Raw genomic sequence first — 15286 nt, 5'->3', positions numbered from 1 at the left:
ATGCACCTGCTGCGGACCCAGCCCGGTGGTTTTGTACCGGACGACAGCATTGCCGACCTCGGCCAGACCCCGGCCGAGCTGGTAATTCTCTGCAGCGGTGATTCGCACCTGGCGCTGCTGGCCGAAACCGCCCAGCAGTTGCCCGGGGATTTTCCCAGCCTGCGTCTGGCCAACCCGATGCAGGTGCAAAACCATGCTTCGGTCGACCTGTATGTCGACGAGGTATTGCGCCATGCCAAGGTGATTCTGGTGTCGCTGCACGGCGGCGTCGGCTATTGGCGCTATGGCGTCGAGCAGCTACTGGAACTGGCGGCCCGTGGCGTGCAGCTGATTCTGGTGCCGGGTGATGATCGTCCCGACCCGGAACTCACCCGCCTGAGTACCGTAACGCCCGAGCAGGCCGAGCGGCTCTGGCACTTCTTGCGCCAGGGCGGGAAAGCCAATGCGCTGAACCTGTTCAACTGCCTGGCCAGCCAGTGGCTGCAGCGTGACTACCCCTGGAGCGAGCCGCAACAGCTGCCGCGTACGGCGGTTTATCACCCGCGCAAGGCCAGCGCTGAACTCGCCGACTGGTTTGCAGACTGGCAGGTCGAGCAACCGGTGGTGCCGATACTGTTCTACCGCTCGCACCTGCAGGCGGCCAATACGGCTTTTATCGACACCTTCTGCGAGCGCTTGCAGCTCGCCGGGCTCAATCCGCTGCCCATCGCGGTGGCCAGCCTCAAAGAGGCCGGTTGCCTGAACCAGGTAGAAGACTGGCTGGATCAGGTCGATGCCGCACTGATCATCAACACCACAGGCTTCGCCCAGTCGAGCCCCGAGCAACCGCACCTGCGGCCGTTTCGCCGGGACATTCCGGTGCTGCAAGCCATTTGTGCCCAGGACAACGAGCCCGGGTGGGCGGCCAGCGAGCAGGGCCTGGGGGCTCGCGACCTGGCCATGCATATCGTGTTGCCGGAGCTGGACGGGCGCATCATTACCCGGCCGATCAGTTTCAAGGACCTGGCCTGGCGCAGCGAGCGCAGCCAGTCGGACGTAGTCTGCTATCGCCCACATGCCGAGCGCATGGACTTTGTCGCGGAACTGGCGCGGCGCTGGTGTGCGCTGGCACAGGTGCCCAATGAGCAAAAGCGGGTGGCGCTGGTGCTGGCCAACTACCCGACACGCGACGGCCGTATCGGCAACGGTGTCGGCCTGGACACGCCCGCAGCGGCGTTGAACATTCTGCGTACACTGAAGGACCAGGGCTATCCGCTGAGCGACCTGCCAGACAGCGGCACAGCGTTGATTCAGGCATTGCTCGGCGGTGTCAGCAACGACCTGGACAGCCTCGACCAGCGGCCCTGCCTGCAAAGCATGGCCCTGGACGACTATCAGAGCGCCTTTGCCGCCTTGCCCCAGGCCAATCAGCAGGCGGTGCTGGAGCGTTGGGGTAGCCCCGAACACGATCCGATGTTTCGCAGCGGGCGGATGATGGTCGCCGGCCTGCGTTTTGGCCTGACCTTCGTCGGCATTCAGCCTGCCCGTGGTTACCAGCTGGACCAGAGTGCGGTCTACCACGACCCGGACCTGGTGCCGCCGCACGGCTACCTGGCGTTCTACTTCTGGCTGCGGCATGGTTTTGCCGCCGATGCGCTGATTCATGTGGGCAAGCATGGCAACCTGGAGTGGCTGCCGGGTAAAGGCGTCGGTCTCTCCGCCCAGTGCTGGCCGGACGCACTGATCGGGCCGCTGCCCAACATCTATCCATTTATCGTCAATGACCCGGGCGAGGGCGCCCAGGCCAAACGGCGCACCCAGGCGGTGATCATTGATCACCTGATGCCGCCACTGACCCGCGCCGAAACCTATGGTCCGTTGCGTCATCTTGAAGCGCTGGCCGACGAGTATTACGAAGCCCAGTTGCTCGACCCACGGCGTGCACGTGAGCTGCAACGGGACATCCTGGCGCTGGTACGCGACAACCATATCGATCGTGAACTGCAGCTTGAAGGCGCGCTGGATGACGCCGCCGTGTGGTTGCCGCGTCTGGACACCTACCTGTGCGACCTTAAAGAGTCGCAGATACGCGACGGCCTGCATGTGTTCGGCGAATCGCCGGGCGGGCGCTTGCGCATCGATACCTTGCTGGCCCTGTTACGCGTTGAACGCGGCGATGGCCGGGGTGCCAATGCCAGCCTGTTGCGAGCCTTGGCGCGCGCCCTGCAACTGGGCTTTGACCCGCTCGACTGTGACCTTGGCCAGCCATGGCAGGGCCCGCGCCCGGCAATGTTGCTGGCGCAGGACGCAGCGCTATGGCGAACGATGGGCGACACCCGCGAGCGCCTGGAAAAGCTCGCGGCCTGCTTCATCAGCCAGGCCGTGAACGGCGGGGCGCAGCTGCCAGCCGAGCCGCAATGGGCCGATGTACGTGCGGTGCTTGAGGCCTTGCAGCAGCATATTGCGCCACAGCTGGATGCCTGTGGTCCTGCAGAGCTTGCCGGTTTGTCGGCAGCGCTACAGGGCCGCTTCGTCCCGGCAGGGCCCAGCGGTGCGCCGAGCCGCGGTCGCCTGGACGTACTGCCGACCGGTCGCAACTTCTATACCGTTGACGTTCGCAACTTGCCGACCACCACGGCATGGCGCATCGGTTTTGCGTCGGCCAACCTGATTCTGGAGCGTCATCTCCAGGATCACGGCGACCACCTTCGCCAATTGGGGTTGTCGGTGTGGGGCACGGCAACCATGCGTACCGGTGGTGATGATATCGCCCAGGCCATGGCCCTGCTCGGGGTGCGCCCGGTGTGGGCCAGTGGCAGCCAGCGCGTCGATGACTTTGAAATCCTGCCCCTGAGCCTGCTGGACCGTCCACGGGTGGATGTGACGCTGCGTGTCTCAGGGTTTTTCCGCGATGCGTTCGGTAATCTCATCAAGCTGTTCGACGCGGCGGTTCAAGCCGTGGCGGCGCTGGACGAGCCTGAAGACCTCAACCCGCTGGCCGCTCGCGTACGCAGTGAACGTGCCGAACTGGAGCGCCAGGGCGTGAGCCAAGAGCAGGCGGCGCGTCAGGCGGGCTGGCGGATATTCGGGGCAAAGCCGGGGGCTTACGGCGCCGGCGTGCAGAATGCAATCGACGGGCACTTGTGGAACGAGCGCAAGGACCTGGCCGAGGTCTACCTCAACCATGGTGGTTATGCCTATGGCGCTGCGGATGACGGCACACCCGCGCAGGTCGATTTTGCCCGACGCTTGAGCCAGGTTCAGGCGGTGATACAGAACCAGGACAATCATGAGCACGACCTGCTTGATTCCAATGACTATTACCAGTTCCAGGGCGGCATGCTGGCCGCCGTGGAAAGCCTCGGTGGTGCTCGCGTTGCCAGTTACCACGGCGATCACAGCCAACCGGACCGACCGCGTATCCGCACCCTGAAAGAAGAGCTCAACCGCGTGATCCGTGCCCGTGCGCTCAATCCCAAATGGATAGACGGAGTCAAACGCCATAGTTACAAAGGTGCCTTCGAGCTGGCGGCCACCGTCGATAACCTGTTCGCGTTCGATGCCACCACGCACTTGATCGACGACCATCATTACCAGGCACTGGCCGAGGCTTATGTACTCGATGGCCCGACCCGTGACTTTATCCGACAGCACAATCCCCAGGCGCTGCGTGACATTACCGAGCGCCTGCTCGAAGCCCAGCAGCGAGGCCTTTGGGAGGCACCAGGTGCGTACCGACAGGCCTTGGAAGAGCACTTGCTGGACGGCGAAGAAGAGAACTGAGATGACCGAACCTGTACATTTCCCGCTGTCTGCCGTGGTCGGCGCCGATGAGCTGAAACTGGCCCTGTGCCTGACGGCCATTGATCCGAAGATCGGCGGCGTCTTGATCGAAGGGCCACGAGGCATGGCCAAGAGCACGCTGGCCCGCGGGTTGGCGGATCTGCTGAACGAAGGCCCGTTCGTCACGCTGCCACTGGGCGCCAGTGAAGAGCGGCTGGTCGGCACCCTCGATCTGGATGCCGCGTTGGGACAGGGCAAAGCGCAGTTTTCGCCGGGTGTGCTGGCCAAGGCCGACGGCGGCGTGCTGTATGTCGATGAAGTCAACCTGCTGGCTGACCCGTTGGTCGATCTGCTGCTGGATGTTGCCGCCAGTGGTACCAATCGTGTCGAGCGTGATGGCATCTCGCATCGTCACAGCGCCCGTTTTGTGTTGATCGGAACCATGAACCCTGAGGAAGGGGAACTGCGCCCGCAATTGCTCGATCGCTTTGGCCTCAATGTTGCCCTGGACGGGCAACCGGAACCGCAGGCACGTGGGCTGATTATTCGACGCCGGCTGGATTTCGATGCCGACCCGCAAGGGTTCTGCCAAACCTGGGCCGAGGCGCAACGACAATTGCGGGAACGCTGCCAGTCAGCACGTGAGCAACTGTCGCACATCGCCCTGGATGATCATGCCCTGGCGCAGATCACCGAGCGCTGCTTTGCCGCGGGTGTCGATGGTTTGCGCGCAGACCTGGTCTGGCTGCGTGCCGCCCGGGCGCATGTGGCCTGGCGGGGTGGCGTTGCGATCGAAGCGCAGGACATCGACGCAGTGGCAGACTTTGCCCTGCGTCACCGCCGCCGCGAAACGCCTCAATCGCCGCCGCAGTCCCCGACCGAGCCACCACCGGGCGGTGACGCCGGCAGCAGGCAACAAGGCCAGGGCGCCTGGGGTGAAATGCCGCCACAGGCCACGGCAACCGGGGCCCGGCGCGAGGTGCCGAACTGGGCAAAAAAGCCCTGAGCATCCGTCGGTCGCAGACAACGGATGCCAGGCCCCGAGCAGGTGCTATCAAGCAGGGGCCTCGTGGGCGGGCCCGCGCGGCCGAGCAGGGTAAAGTGGCGTGGCCGGCCACCTTGCTCAACGGTCGTCCGACGCAGCGCAGCCACCTGCGTTGGCAGCAACGCACGGCGAGCGCCAATGAACTGTGGCTGGTGATCGTCGACGCCTCGGCCTCTACCCGTCGTTTCCAGGCCTTGAGCCAGGCCAAGGGCCTGTTGGCCAGTTTCTTTGATCAGGCTTATCGCCAGCGAGCACGGCTGACCCTGCTCACCGCCAGCGGCAATACGCCACGTTGGCAGCGTCATGGCCTGAAAGCGTCAGCAGCGTTGCAACCCTGGCTGGAAAATCTCGGTGCAGGCGGGGGGACACCACTGCTCGCCGCCCTTGAACAGGCACGCCACTGGTTACTGGCTCGCCAGCGCCGTCACCCGCAAGAACAACAACGTTGCCTGGTACTGACCGATGGTCGATTAAAGGCCTGGGATCCGTTACAGCCGCTGCCGTGCCCAAGTATGTTGATCGATATGGAGTGTTCGCCGGTGCGATTGGGGCGCGCACGCTTATTGGCCCGGCAGTTGGAAGCGGACTACCGGTCGATTGAAAGTTTCAAGGTTTTAATTAATTAAGCCACGCGCACAATACGGTGCTGGCAATACTGCGGCTATGTGTCGCAGTCATATGAATGTAACAACTTAATTGCCGGGTGCACACCGTGAACCGGTGCGCACTCATTGGCAATGCAAGTAACGCATACTGTTTATGCGGGCATTGACCAGGGTTGCAAGGCGCACCCTTGTTTTTTCAACTCGGCACGCATTTCTTCAATCAGGCTGGCCAGTTGCGCCGGGTCGGAGTAGGTGCTGCTTGGCACTTGCTTGCTGCCAATGCGCGTGCTTGTCCGGTCGATCACTGTCAGGCTTAGTTCACCTGTGCCGTTCGGCGAATCCCAGGCAACACACTGGAAGGGTTCGAAGGCGTGGTCGGCAATCAGCAGTGCTTCGTTGACACGGAGCGGGGCGTTCATGGGTTCGGTCTCTCTGTGGGCCAAACAAGGTAATTAACAGCCGCGTTAGCGGTGGGTTACTTGTACTGATGCACGCAGCACCGGGGTAAGTCACAACAGACTGCAACTTTTTTCATCTATCGCAAAAAGTTGTAACACTTGCCGGCTGTGACGCTGAAAGTTAAAAAAGATTCCCGGGGCCTGGTGTGAACGATTGTTTTACAGACAGACGGTAGTGGGCGTTTGACGCATCGTTGCTACTGTTACAAACGGGTCCGCCAACTTGCTGTTTCTATTAAAAATCCATCAATTGGCGCCAAGGAAAGGTCATGCTTGAGCCTGCATCCAATCGCCGCCTGCTGATCGTCGACCCCTGCGATGATTGTCACCGTTTATTACCAGGCCTGCGCAACGTCGGCTGGGATGTTCACAGCTGTACCTTGGCTTCGGCCCTGGAGCATCCGTGTGATGTCGGCTTGCTACGCCTGCAGGCTTCGCACCTCAAGCATCCGGACGCGGTCAAAGACCTCATCAAACGCAGCAAAACCGAGTGGATCGCCGTGCTCGGTGGCGATGAACTGCGGATGCAGAACGTCGGCGACTTTGTCTGTGAATGGTTCTTTGATTTCCACACCTTGCCGTTTGATGTCTCGCGCGTGCAGGTCACCATCGGTCGTGCGTTCGGCATGGCGCGCCTGCGTGGCAAGGGTACTGTGCATGTTGATGAGGATGATCATGAGTTGCTGGGTGACAGCCGACCCGTTCGCGAATTGCGCAAACTGCTGAGCAAACTGGCACCGACCGAGTCGCCGGTACTGATACGCGGCGAAAGTGGTACGGGCAAAGAACTGGTGGCGCGAACCCTGCACCGTCAGTCACAGCGTCGGGACAAACCCTTTGTGGCGATCAATTGCGGCGCGATGCCCGAGCAACTGATCCAGTCCGAGCTGTTCGGCCACGAAAAGGGCGCGTTTACCGGTGCCCACCAGCGCAAGATCGGCCGCATCGAGGCGGCCAACGGTGGCACGTTGTTTCTCGACGAAATTGGTGACCTGCCGCTGGAACTACAGGCCAACTTGCTGCGCTTTCTTCAGGAAAAACACATCGAGCGGGTTGGCGGCAGCCAGCCGATAGCTGTGGATGTGCGGGTGCTGGCCGCCACCCATGTTGACCTGGAACAGGCCATCGCCCGCGGCCGCTTTCGTGAGGACCTGTATTACCGGCTCAATGTCCTGCAGGTGGTTACCGCACCGTTGCGAGACCGGCATGGCGACCTGTCGATGCTGGCGAATCACTTCGCTCATTTCTACAGCCTGGAAACCGGGCGGCGCCCACGAAGTTTCAGCGAAGATGCACTGATGGCGATGGGCAAGCACGACTGGCCTGGCAACGTGCGTGAACTGGCCAACCGGGTGCGGCGCGGCCTGGTGTTGGCCGAGGGCCGGCAGATTGAAGCGCAGGACCTGGGCCTGCACAGTCAGAATGCCTTCGTGCCGAGCATGGGCACGCTTGAAAACTACAAGCACCTGGCCGAGCGTCAGGCGTTGTGCGATGTGCTCAACCGGCACAGCGACAACTTGAGTATCGCCGCCAAGGTGCTGGGTATTTCCCGGCCTACGTTTTACCGGCTGCTGCACAAGCACCAGATCCGCTGAGTAGTTGCGAGTACCGCCCATGAAAAAGCCCGCTTCGGCGGGCTTTTTCATGGGCGGGCACGTTAGAAGTAGTACGGAAACTTCAAGCTGAAGGAGAAGTCCGGCGAATCGTCGGTCAAGCCGATGGCCAGGTTGGGCACGATGGTCAGGCTGTCGGTGGCAGCCAGGGTCATGCCGATGTTGAAGTTGGCGGCGTTGTAATCGCTGCTGGGCACCGACTGCCAGTCGCCACCATCGGGCTTGATCTTGCTTTTGCGGGCAAACTGATCGGAGAACGAAAACGACATACTCATTTTCTCGTTCAAGGCAAAGGCAATACCCGCACCGATTTGCCAGGAGTCGCCGAGTTTCACGTCACCCGGGACTTTGGTGTTGATCGTGGGGCTGATGTCGCTGAACGAATCCTGCATGTTGTAGGTGTACGACAGGCTGCCGAAAAGTACCGCAGGGTCAAAGGTCTTGACCAGCGAGATCCCGGGCGTAATCGCCCACACACCATTACCGGTGGGCAGGTCCTCAGGCACCGAGAGGTTATCGTTGCTGGGGTCGTTGACCAGCTTGATGCCATAGGGATCATCACCGGTCGGCGCCTTGACGCGCAGGGTGGCGACCGCGTCGGGCCAGTTTTCCGATTCATCGAGGAACTTGTAGGCAACGCCGACGTTGATATCGCCGATGGTTGGGTCACGGGTGACCGTCGCATCGGAGGTAACCGGGCCGGCGCCACCTGCGCCGCCCGAGGAGTAGGTGGATTCGCGGTACACCACCGGAACGTTGATATCGAACTGCCATCGCTGTGCGACGTTGTAGCGGGCGGTGAGGTCCAGGGTCCAGTTGTCGGCCTTGATACGGTCAAGGTTGATATTGCCGAGGAAAATCGAGTCCAGTGCCAGGAAGCCGTTGAGGACCAGGGCGCGGGTGTCGTAGTGGGTATAGGTGAGGCCGGTCTCGACGCTGAACTTGCCGCCACCGAAGAAGCCACTGGCTTCGTCATACAGGTTGGAAACGCTCTGCGCCGGCTCCGAATCGTCTTTGAGCGACTGGCCGTAGGAGCTGTTGGTGGTGCCTGGGGCGCCGGCCGCCACTGTCTGGCCATCCCGGGTGGTTTCCGCGGGGGACCTGGTCAGACGTTTGGGGGCCGGTGTTGCCGGGGCTTCTTCGACTTGGCGAACGCGCTGTTCAAGGACCATCAGCGCATTTTGTTGTGCTTCGTACCGTTGCTTCAGCTCCATGAGTTCTTTTTTTAGTGCTTCGACCTGAGGGTCTGGCGCTGCGTATAGCATTGTGGCCGGAGTCAGGGTGCTCAAACAGACAATAGCCCTGAGCGTCAACGATCGTTGCATGGGTTAGCCGTCCCTTCTGACTACATTTGATGAGACTGAGCGTAGATCAGTATCCGAGAGTGCGAAGACCTTTGAGCTGGTCCAGGTTGCTGTTCAGCGACCCGGCTGTCGGCACGTTGTCACGCAGCACGACGTTGAGGGAGGTCAGGTTGTTCACCTGGTTGCCGCCGCCGAGCAAGGTCGTGTTCTGCATCAGCCCACCCTGGGCCAGGCGTTGCACGGTGCTGCCCTGGTTGTTGTTGGCGACAATATTGAGTTGAACACCCGTACCGGTTGAGGAAACACTCAGCGAGCCTGCGCCGTTGGAACCCACCAAGGTGGTGCCGGCGGCCAATGCTTCGCCCTGTTGCTGCACGGCAGGCGCCTGGTTGGCTTTGCTGACGTTGATATCAACGTTGTTGTAGGCCGTGTTGTTATCGCCGGCCGCACGTACCACCTGGGTGACACCTTCGGTGGTATTGAGACCGTTGCCACCGGTGACAGTGCCGGTTACGGCGCCTGTGCTGTTGTTTTGTGCGCTTGCCGAGCCATTGCCTTTTTCGTTGATCATCGACACATAGAACTGAGGCTTGATGGTCGACTGCTGGATCTGCATCGTGGACGTGGCGCCGATCACTTCACCGTTGGCATTCTGCCAGGTGCTGGTCATGACAATGCCGAAGCTGACGATGCGTCCGGGCAGCACATAGCGGCCGCGCAGGTTCGCCAGTTCCTGGTCTTTCAGTTCGATGGGCTTGAACGACTGTGCCTGAGTCGGCAGGCTGGCGGCCATGCAGACCACAGCCAGCCAGAGTGGAGTCTTCATTGGATGCTCCCGGAGCGTCGTGCTCCCTTGTCATTAGAAGAAGTCGCTTTGGATAAAACCGAAATCCATCAACTCAGCGTCTTGAACCGGGGTGAAGTTGTTTATCCGGTTCTTGGCGGTCAGCGGCAGCGGTGGGTCGAGCAAGGCATTGGTCTTGTCGTAACCCTGGCCGATGATGGCAAAGATGATGCCGTTCCAGCCCTTGACGAAGTCGTCGACGGTGTAGCGCTTGTGACCAAGCACCGGGTCACCGATATACACCCAGCCTTTGTCGACCTTCTGCATGACGACAAAGTGCTTGTAGCCGCGGATGTCCATCAGCACCACCACCGGAATGCGTACACTTTGCAGGGTTTCCGGGGCCACCCGGTAACCGCGGGCGCGCATGCCGAGGCTTTCCACGTACTTTTTCATGTCAAGCATGGAGAAGCCCTGGACGCGGACCAGGTCGTGATCGGCGTGCGCCAGCATGCCTTCGATGATCTGTTCTTCATTCACGTCCAGCCAGTAGGCTTGACGCAGGATGGTTGCCAGCGCCGCAGCGCCACAACTGAAGTCGGTTTTTTGTTGCACCAGGTCGGCAAATTTGCGCTCGCGTACGCTCTGGATGGGTTTGAACACCACCGCGCCACCCGGCAAAACGGAAAGAGGCATTTGCGCTGCCTCGCTCAGACTGGTCACGCAGAGCAACAACGCCAAGGCGATAATGCGCATGTTCAGCTGCCTTCTGGTTCTGTTGAGAAAAGGCCCCCCGAAGGGGGCCTCCAGGCCACAACAATCAGAACGATTGGTTGGAGATGGCCAGCGAGTTGCTTTGTTGGTTGCCGACACCGGCAGCCACGTTGACGCCGAGGTTGCCGCTGCCGCCATTCACCGAACCGCTCAGGGTTGCAGTGTTGGTTACAGGGTTAGCCCAGCCGGTAGGGGTCAACACCTGGAACGAGATGGTGTTGCTCAGGTCGTACGAGTTAGCCTCGCTGTAGCTCTTCGAGATGCTGTCCGAAGACTCCGAAGACGCTTCTTTGGCTTTGTCATACGAGGCCGAGGCCGACTTGTCGAACGAGGACTCCAGCGACTTGTCGAACGACGATTCGCGCGACCGGTCGTAGGAAGACTCGCGAGATTTGTCGTAGGACGATTCGCGAGACTTGTCATAAGACACGTCCAGCGAGCGATCAAACGACGAGTCACGGGTCCTGTCGAACGAAGAGTTCGACGAGCCTTCGTGCGTGGTTTCCAGCGATGCGTTGAGGTTGGCGTTTGCCGAAGCATCGAAGCTTTGGGTACGCGTGTTGACGTTGCCGTTGTTATCACGGGTATTGGTCACGCTGGCCCCGGCCGCGGCGTCCAGCGAAGCGGTGAGGGTAGAGCTCGACGAAGAGCTGTGATCGCTGCTGTTAGTACCGCTGGACGACGAGCTGTTGGTACCGTTGGCACTGGCAGTGAGCGAACCGCTGGACGACGAATTGTTCGACCCGCTGGCCGACGAGCTGTTGGAGCCGCTAGCCGACGAGTTGTTGGAACCACTGGCACTCCAGCTGTTGGAGCCGTTGGAGGCGGTGTTCCACGAGCCGCTTTCGCTCGAGCTCGAAGACGAGCTCTTGTCTACGCTGGCATCAAAGGTCCCATCGCGGGAGAACGAGCCGCTGGAGCTCGTGGTGAAGGTCAGCGTATCGACACGGTAGGTGCGGTCGGCGTTGTTTTCTACAACCAGGCCTGGGCCGCTTTGGTTAGCCGAAGCGGTAGCCGTGGCGTTGCCCAGTGGTGCATTGGTGTTGGCAATTGCCATGGTGTTTTTCTGCTGGTTCAGGTCGCCACCAGCAATGTTGATGCCCATGTTGCCGCTGCCTTCGCTACCCGACGCGCTCATGACTGCCGAGTTGGTGCTGCCGTAGTTGTAGACCCTGTTGTTGTTGCTGGTTTGGGTGACGCGTGAGGTGGCTTCGGAAGTGCCAAAGACAAAACTGTTGTCGATGGCACTGTTGTCAGAGGACGCGTTGGCAATGGCCGCAGCGTTGTCTTGTTGGTTGCCGGCGCCTGCTGCCACGTTGACACCGACGTTGCCGCTGGTGCCCGAGGCGGAAGAACTCATTTCAGCCGAGTTCTCGGTCCCTTGGTTGACGATTTTGTTGTTGTTACTGGTTTGTCTGTCATTGGCATTGGCGGTCGCGTTGATTTCGACCATTTTTGCCGGTGGGGTGTGGTTGTTATTGTTGTGATGGTGGCCATTGCCACGTCTATCGTTATTTTCCGCTTGTACAGCAACAGCCATGACCGCAGCAATTGCGAAAACCAGAGGCTTGAGTGCCATCGAGGGTTTCATGGTGATTCTCCGTACTTTATTTTAGGTTAAGTGTTGTTCTTACCTGTTTGGGTCAGTCCGCGACCCGTACGCTGAGGGTGTTTGCCATGCGGTTTCCCACCCCGGCGCTCTGATTCAACTGAATCACCCCGCGGCTACCGGTGAATGCCTGGTCACTGGTTGTGACCTGGCGGTTGCCGAGTGCAGAGTCAGTCGAGTCGGAGGTGTTGAGCAGCGCCACGTTCTGTTGCATGAGGACGCTGTCGTCGATGCTTTGCGGCTGGGTGCTGATGCTGATGCGCACCGCATTCGCTTGCTGGGTACTGGCGCCCGCGCTCTGGTTGACGCCCAGTGCACCGCTGCCGTTGCTGAAGGAGTTGCCCTGGATGCTGGATTGGGCATCCATCCTGGGATCGACCTCGGAGCGTAGCCGTTGTCGGATCTCGGTGGTCGCGCTGGCTTCATGACCCACGGCAAAGGCCCGGGCATTGGCCTGTTGCTGAAGGTCGCCGGCCGCCTGGTTGACGGTCATGTTGCCTTGGTACTGCGCACCGGAGTTGTCGATGGTGGCAGTGTTGATGACGGGTACAAGGGATTCGGCGAAGGCCGGTGCACTGCAGAACGTGGCCAGGATCAGCAGCGTGTGCCTCATTTCATTGGCCTCCGGTCAGGATCTGCAGGGGCGCGAGGCCTTTCTGCAGGCTTGAATTGACCATGTTGGAGATGCCATTGCCGGAGCCTGGCGATCGACCACCGGCCAGGTTAGGCAACTGGGTCTGGCTGTTGATCTGGCCCCCGAGGTTGTTGGTCTGTTGAGTGACCAGCGAGGAGATGCCTGCGCCGCTGCTGATGTTGGCGAAGTCGCCATCGCTCAATTCGTTGGTCTGCTTGAGGATGTGAGTCGACGGGTTGGCATTGGCAGTGACGGGGTAGGGGTCGGGGGCGAGCGGCGGGCGCATCGCATTACGCGGTTGCACATCACGGGTAATGATGATGATTCCGTTCTCGGCCTGGACAGGCAGGCATAAGCTTGAGCCCAGTGCGCAGCCGATCAACAGGAGGCGATGTATGCCTTTGTTCAAATTCCTCACGGTGGCAATTCCTTCTTCAGTCGCTGGCCCTGATCAGCGTTGCAAGGAGGAGAGCAGAAGGTGTGCCGGTTTTGATATTTTCAATGAAATCAGAGTGTTGGCGTACCAAGCTAAAGGCGCCGGTATTTTGCTGTATCACCGTTGAGACAGATTTTCAGCCTTTACGCGCTTAGCCCACTGGTGGGCTTGCCTGAAGGGTTTTTTTGCGGGATGTATCACCGGCGTAACAACGCCCCCAGAAATGGGGGCTAGGGCGCATTTACGGGGACTATCGCCCATTGCGGTGTGTCAGTGGTTTAACACTCGGTGGGGCAAGCGGGGGATTTACCCCCAAGCAAACGTTGTACCGCACCGAGCACGGCCGCACTGCGTTGGGGCCAGTCGCCGTCAATGATCTGCACGGGCTGGCGGTGGCGTTGCAACCACTGCAGGCTGTCGTTGAAGAATGCCTTTCGCTGGCCCAGATCCGGTTGGCAGCGCTGGCCATCACCGACCCAGCTGACGCCTACGGGATCGAGCAGCAAGTGCAGGTCATAGGTACGGTCAAGCAGCGCCTGTTCGATCCAGGCCGGGCAATCGCCGAAGAGCGCACGGCTCCAGAGCATGTTGCTCAGCAAGTGCGTGTCGAGTATCAACAGTTCAGGCTGATGGCCCCGGGCGCTGTCTTCCCAGGCCAGTTGGCCGCGGGCGATGGCCGGTATGTCAGCGTAGCAGGTGTCGCGACCCTGCTCGTCGATAAAGTGGCGCACGTATTCGCCCACCAGTTCACCGCCGAAATGCGCCTGTATTTCGCCACTGAGCCAGCTTTTGCCACTGGATTCGGGTCCGGTCAGTACCAGTACTTTCATGCGCTGGCCAACACCGGATCTCGCCGCCAGGCGCGCCAGCCCTGCACGGCGATCAGGGTGAACAAGGCATAGAGCGCTGCCGTCAGGTACAACCCCTTATAAAGGAACAGACCGACAAAGATTACATCCAGCACGATCCACAGCGGCCAGCACTGCACACGCTTTTGTGCCATCCACAGCTGCGCGACCAGGCTGAATCCTGTCAGGGCGGCGTCCAGCCAGGGCTGTGCGGCGTCGGTCCAGGCCGACATGGCGGCGCCCAGGGCAAGGCTGCCGAGCACACCAAGGCCCAGGCTGAGCATCATCGGTTGCATGGGCAGGTAGCTGACCTGGCGGGCGAGTTGCTCGCTGCCCGGTCGGGTCCATTGCCACCAGCCGTAGAGCTGCAGCACGGCGTAAACCAGCTGCAGGAGCATGTCCGAGTACAGGCGCACTTCGAAGAACACCCAGCTGTAGAGCAATACCATGACCAGGCCGATCGGCCAGCACCAGGGGTTTTGCCGGGTGGTGAGCCATACGGCAATAACGCCGAGCACGGCGGCGAACAATTCGAGGCCGGACATCGGCGTTCCTAGGCAGGTTCGGGAAAGGGCAGGGATTGTACCTTGTGCCACGCTGGATGCGTAGATTGCACCCGCTTGTGCCTGGGGTTATGAAGGGGCCGCCACGCAGCCCCTTGGCAGAGGGTCAGACGCGGAACTGGCCAAGCAAGCGGTCCAGTTGTTCGCGTAACTGATTCAGCGCCGTCCCGGCGCTGCTCGACTGCAACGCAGCCGTCGCGGTCTGGCGCGACAGGTCGGCCGTTTCGGTCACATTGCGGTTGATCTCTTCGACCACATGGGACTGCTGCAAGGTGGCACTGGCAATCGAGGCATTGAGTGCCGTGAGGTTGTGCAGGGCCTGGCTGATGGCGTCGAGGCTGACACCGGCCTCGTTGGCCTGGGCAATGGTCTGCCGCGAGGCTTCACTGCTGGCGTCGATGGCTTTTACTGCGGCTTCGGACTGGCCTTGCAGGTGCTCGATCATCGACTGGATCTCAGCCGTTGATTGCTGCGTGCGCTGCGCCAGCAGGCGCACCTCGTCGGCAACCACGGCAAACCCCCGGCCTTGTTCACCCGCCCGTGCCGCTTCGATGGCGGCATTGAGTGCCAGCAGGTTGGTCTGTTCGGCGATCGAGCGAATCACTTCGAGCACGCTGCCAATGCGCGTGCTCTGGCTGGCCAGGGTCTGGATCACCTTCACCGCTTCATCGATCGTGCCCGACAATTGATCAATTTGCTGCAGGCTGCCATGAATGCTGTGCTGGCCCTGCTGGGCACGGTGCTGGGCATCGCGCATTTCTGTCGAGGCTTGCTCGGCATTCCTGGCCACGTCCTGCACCGCGTAGGTGACTTCGTTGATGGCCGTAGCCACTTGCTCCATCTGCTGCGAC

Annotated in this window: 14 protein-coding genes; 4 read left to right on the top strand and 10 right to left on the bottom strand. The window is 60.9% G+C overall.

Annotated elements, in window-relative coordinates:
* The 3 genes from cobN to DM813_RS21220 are packed head-to-tail and all read left to right on the top strand — an operon-like array spanning position 1 to position 5433.
* Positions 1–3762, top strand: a complete 3762-nt coding sequence (gene cobN / locus DM813_RS21230) for a cobaltochelatase subunit CobN (protein WP_128325368.1) — start codon at positions 1–3, stop codon at positions 3760–3762.
* 1 nt (position 3763) lies between these two features.
* Positions 3764–4768: an ATP-binding protein gene (locus DM813_RS21225; protein WP_128325367.1), complete on the top strand. Its 1005-nt coding sequence runs from the start codon at positions 3764–3766 to the stop codon at positions 4766–4768.
* Between the two features lie 47 nt (positions 4769–4815).
* Positions 4816–5433 carry a vWA domain-containing protein gene (locus DM813_RS21220; RefSeq protein WP_241653232.1) on the top strand — a complete coding sequence of 206 codons (618 nt, stop codon included), beginning with the start codon at positions 4816–4818 and terminating at the stop codon, positions 5431–5433.
* 131 nt (positions 5434–5564) lie between these two features.
* Here the strand turns inward: DM813_RS21220 and DM813_RS21215 are convergent, their stop codons facing one another.
* Positions 5565–5831, bottom strand: coding sequence for a hypothetical protein (locus DM813_RS21215; protein WP_128325365.1), 267 nt, complete (start codon positions 5829–5831; stop codon positions 5565–5567).
* A gap of 308 nt (positions 5832–6139) precedes the next feature.
* Between DM813_RS21215 and DM813_RS21210 the strand changes: the two genes are divergently transcribed.
* Positions 6140–7465, top strand: coding sequence for a sigma-54 dependent transcriptional regulator (locus DM813_RS21210; protein WP_128325364.1), 1326 nt, complete (start codon positions 6140–6142; stop codon positions 7463–7465).
* A gap of 62 nt (positions 7466–7527) precedes the next feature.
* On the opposite strand, the gene DM813_RS21205 is transcribed toward DM813_RS21210, so the two are convergent.
* The 9 genes from DM813_RS21205 to DM813_RS29075 all read right to left on the bottom strand — a co-directional run bounded on the left by DM813_RS21205 (position 7528) and on the right by DM813_RS29075 (position 15276).
* A complete protein-coding gene (locus DM813_RS21205) occupies positions 7528–8808 on the bottom strand; it encodes a hypothetical protein (protein WP_128325363.1) in 1281 nt (426 codons plus the stop codon).
* Positions 8809–8854: 46 nt separating this feature from the next.
* The gene (locus DM813_RS21200; protein WP_128325362.1) at positions 8855–9613 is read right to left on the bottom strand and encodes a hypothetical protein; all 759 of its coding nucleotides are present in this window, start codon (positions 9611–9613) and stop codon (positions 8855–8857) included.
* A 33-nt stretch (positions 9614–9646) separates the two neighbouring features.
* Positions 9647–10327: a C39 family peptidase gene (locus DM813_RS21195; RefSeq protein ID WP_128325361.1), complete on the bottom strand. Its 681-nt coding sequence runs from the start codon at positions 10325–10327 to the stop codon at positions 9647–9649.
* 64 nt (positions 10328–10391) lie between these two features.
* Positions 10392–11936, bottom strand: coding sequence for a heme utilization protein (locus DM813_RS21190; RefSeq protein WP_128325360.1), 1545 nt, complete (start codon positions 11934–11936; stop codon positions 10392–10394).
* A 52-nt stretch (positions 11937–11988) separates the two neighbouring features.
* Positions 11989–12567 (bottom strand): adhesin, encoded by a 579-nt coding sequence (locus tag DM813_RS21185; RefSeq protein WP_128325359.1) that lies wholly within the window; start codon positions 12565–12567, stop codon positions 11989–11991.
* A 1-nt stretch (position 12568) separates the two neighbouring features.
* Complete coding sequence (locus tag DM813_RS21180; RefSeq protein WP_128325358.1) at positions 12569–13006, bottom strand: hypothetical protein; 438 nt, start codon at positions 13004–13006, stop codon at positions 12569–12571.
* Between the two features lie 296 nt (positions 13007–13302).
* Positions 13303–13854: an AAA family ATPase gene (locus tag DM813_RS21175; RefSeq protein WP_128325357.1), complete on the bottom strand. Its 552-nt coding sequence runs from the start codon at positions 13852–13854 to the stop codon at positions 13303–13305.
* Entirely contained in the window at positions 13851–14417 is a 567-nt protein-coding gene (gene pnuC, locus DM813_RS21170; protein WP_128325356.1) for a nicotinamide riboside transporter PnuC, read from the bottom strand. The genes DM813_RS21175 and pnuC overlap by 4 nt, the downstream gene beginning before the upstream one ends.
* Positions 14418–14541: 124 nt before the next feature.
* Positions 14542–15276: a methyl-accepting chemotaxis protein gene (locus DM813_RS29075; protein ID WP_431312004.1), complete on the bottom strand. Its 735-nt coding sequence runs from the start codon at positions 15274–15276 to the stop codon at positions 14542–14544.
* Between the last annotated feature and the right edge of the window lie 10 nt (positions 15277–15286).

The organism is Pseudomonas alkylphenolica (assembly GCF_004025535.1).
GTDB lineage: Bacteria > Pseudomonadota > Gammaproteobacteria > Pseudomonadales > Pseudomonadaceae > Aquipseudomonas > Aquipseudomonas alkylphenolica_A.
The sequence above is the reverse complement of the archived record's forward strand: the minus strand, read 5'-3'. Positions and strand labels throughout refer to the sequence as shown.

Excerpts from the sequence above, each read along its gene's own strand:
- cobN (WP_128325368.1), top strand. The coding sequence starts at position 1 with ATGCACCTGCTGCGGACCCAGCCCGGTGGTTTTGTACCGGACGACAGC.
- DM813_RS21225 (WP_128325367.1), top strand. The coding sequence starts at position 3,764 with ATGACCGAACCTGTACATTTCCCGCTGTCTGCCGTGGTCGGCGCCGAT.
- DM813_RS21215 (WP_128325365.1), bottom strand. The coding sequence starts at position 5,831 with ATGAACGCCCCGCTCCGTGTCAACGAAGCACTGCTGATTGCCGACCAC.
- DM813_RS21210 (WP_128325364.1), top strand. The coding sequence starts at position 6,140 with ATGCTTGAGCCTGCATCCAATCGCCGCCTGCTGATCGTCGACCCCTGC.
- DM813_RS21205 (WP_128325363.1), bottom strand. The coding sequence starts at position 8,808 with ATGCAACGATCGTTGACGCTCAGGGCTATTGTCTGTTTGAGCACCCTG.
- DM813_RS21200 (WP_128325362.1), bottom strand. The coding sequence starts at position 9,613 with ATGAAGACTCCACTCTGGCTGGCTGTGGTCTGCATGGCCGCCAGCCTG.
- DM813_RS21195 (WP_128325361.1), bottom strand. The coding sequence starts at position 10,327 with ATGCGCATTATCGCCTTGGCGTTGTTGCTCTGCGTGACCAGTCTGAGC.
- DM813_RS21190 (WP_128325360.1), bottom strand. The coding sequence starts at position 11,936 with ATGAAACCCTCGATGGCACTCAAGCCTCTGGTTTTCGCAATTGCTGCG.
- DM813_RS21185 (WP_128325359.1), bottom strand. The coding sequence starts at position 12,567 with ATGAGGCACACGCTGCTGATCCTGGCCACGTTCTGCAGTGCACCGGCC.
- DM813_RS21175 (WP_128325357.1), bottom strand. The coding sequence starts at position 13,854 with ATGAAAGTACTGGTACTGACCGGACCCGAATCCAGTGGCAAAAGCTGG.
- pnuC (WP_128325356.1), bottom strand. The coding sequence starts at position 14,417 with ATGTCCGGCCTCGAATTGTTCGCCGCCGTGCTCGGCGTTATTGCCGTA.
- DM813_RS29075 (WP_431312004.1), bottom strand. The coding sequence starts at position 15,276 with ATGGAGCAAGTGGCTACGGCCATCAACGAAGTCACCTACGCGGTGCAG.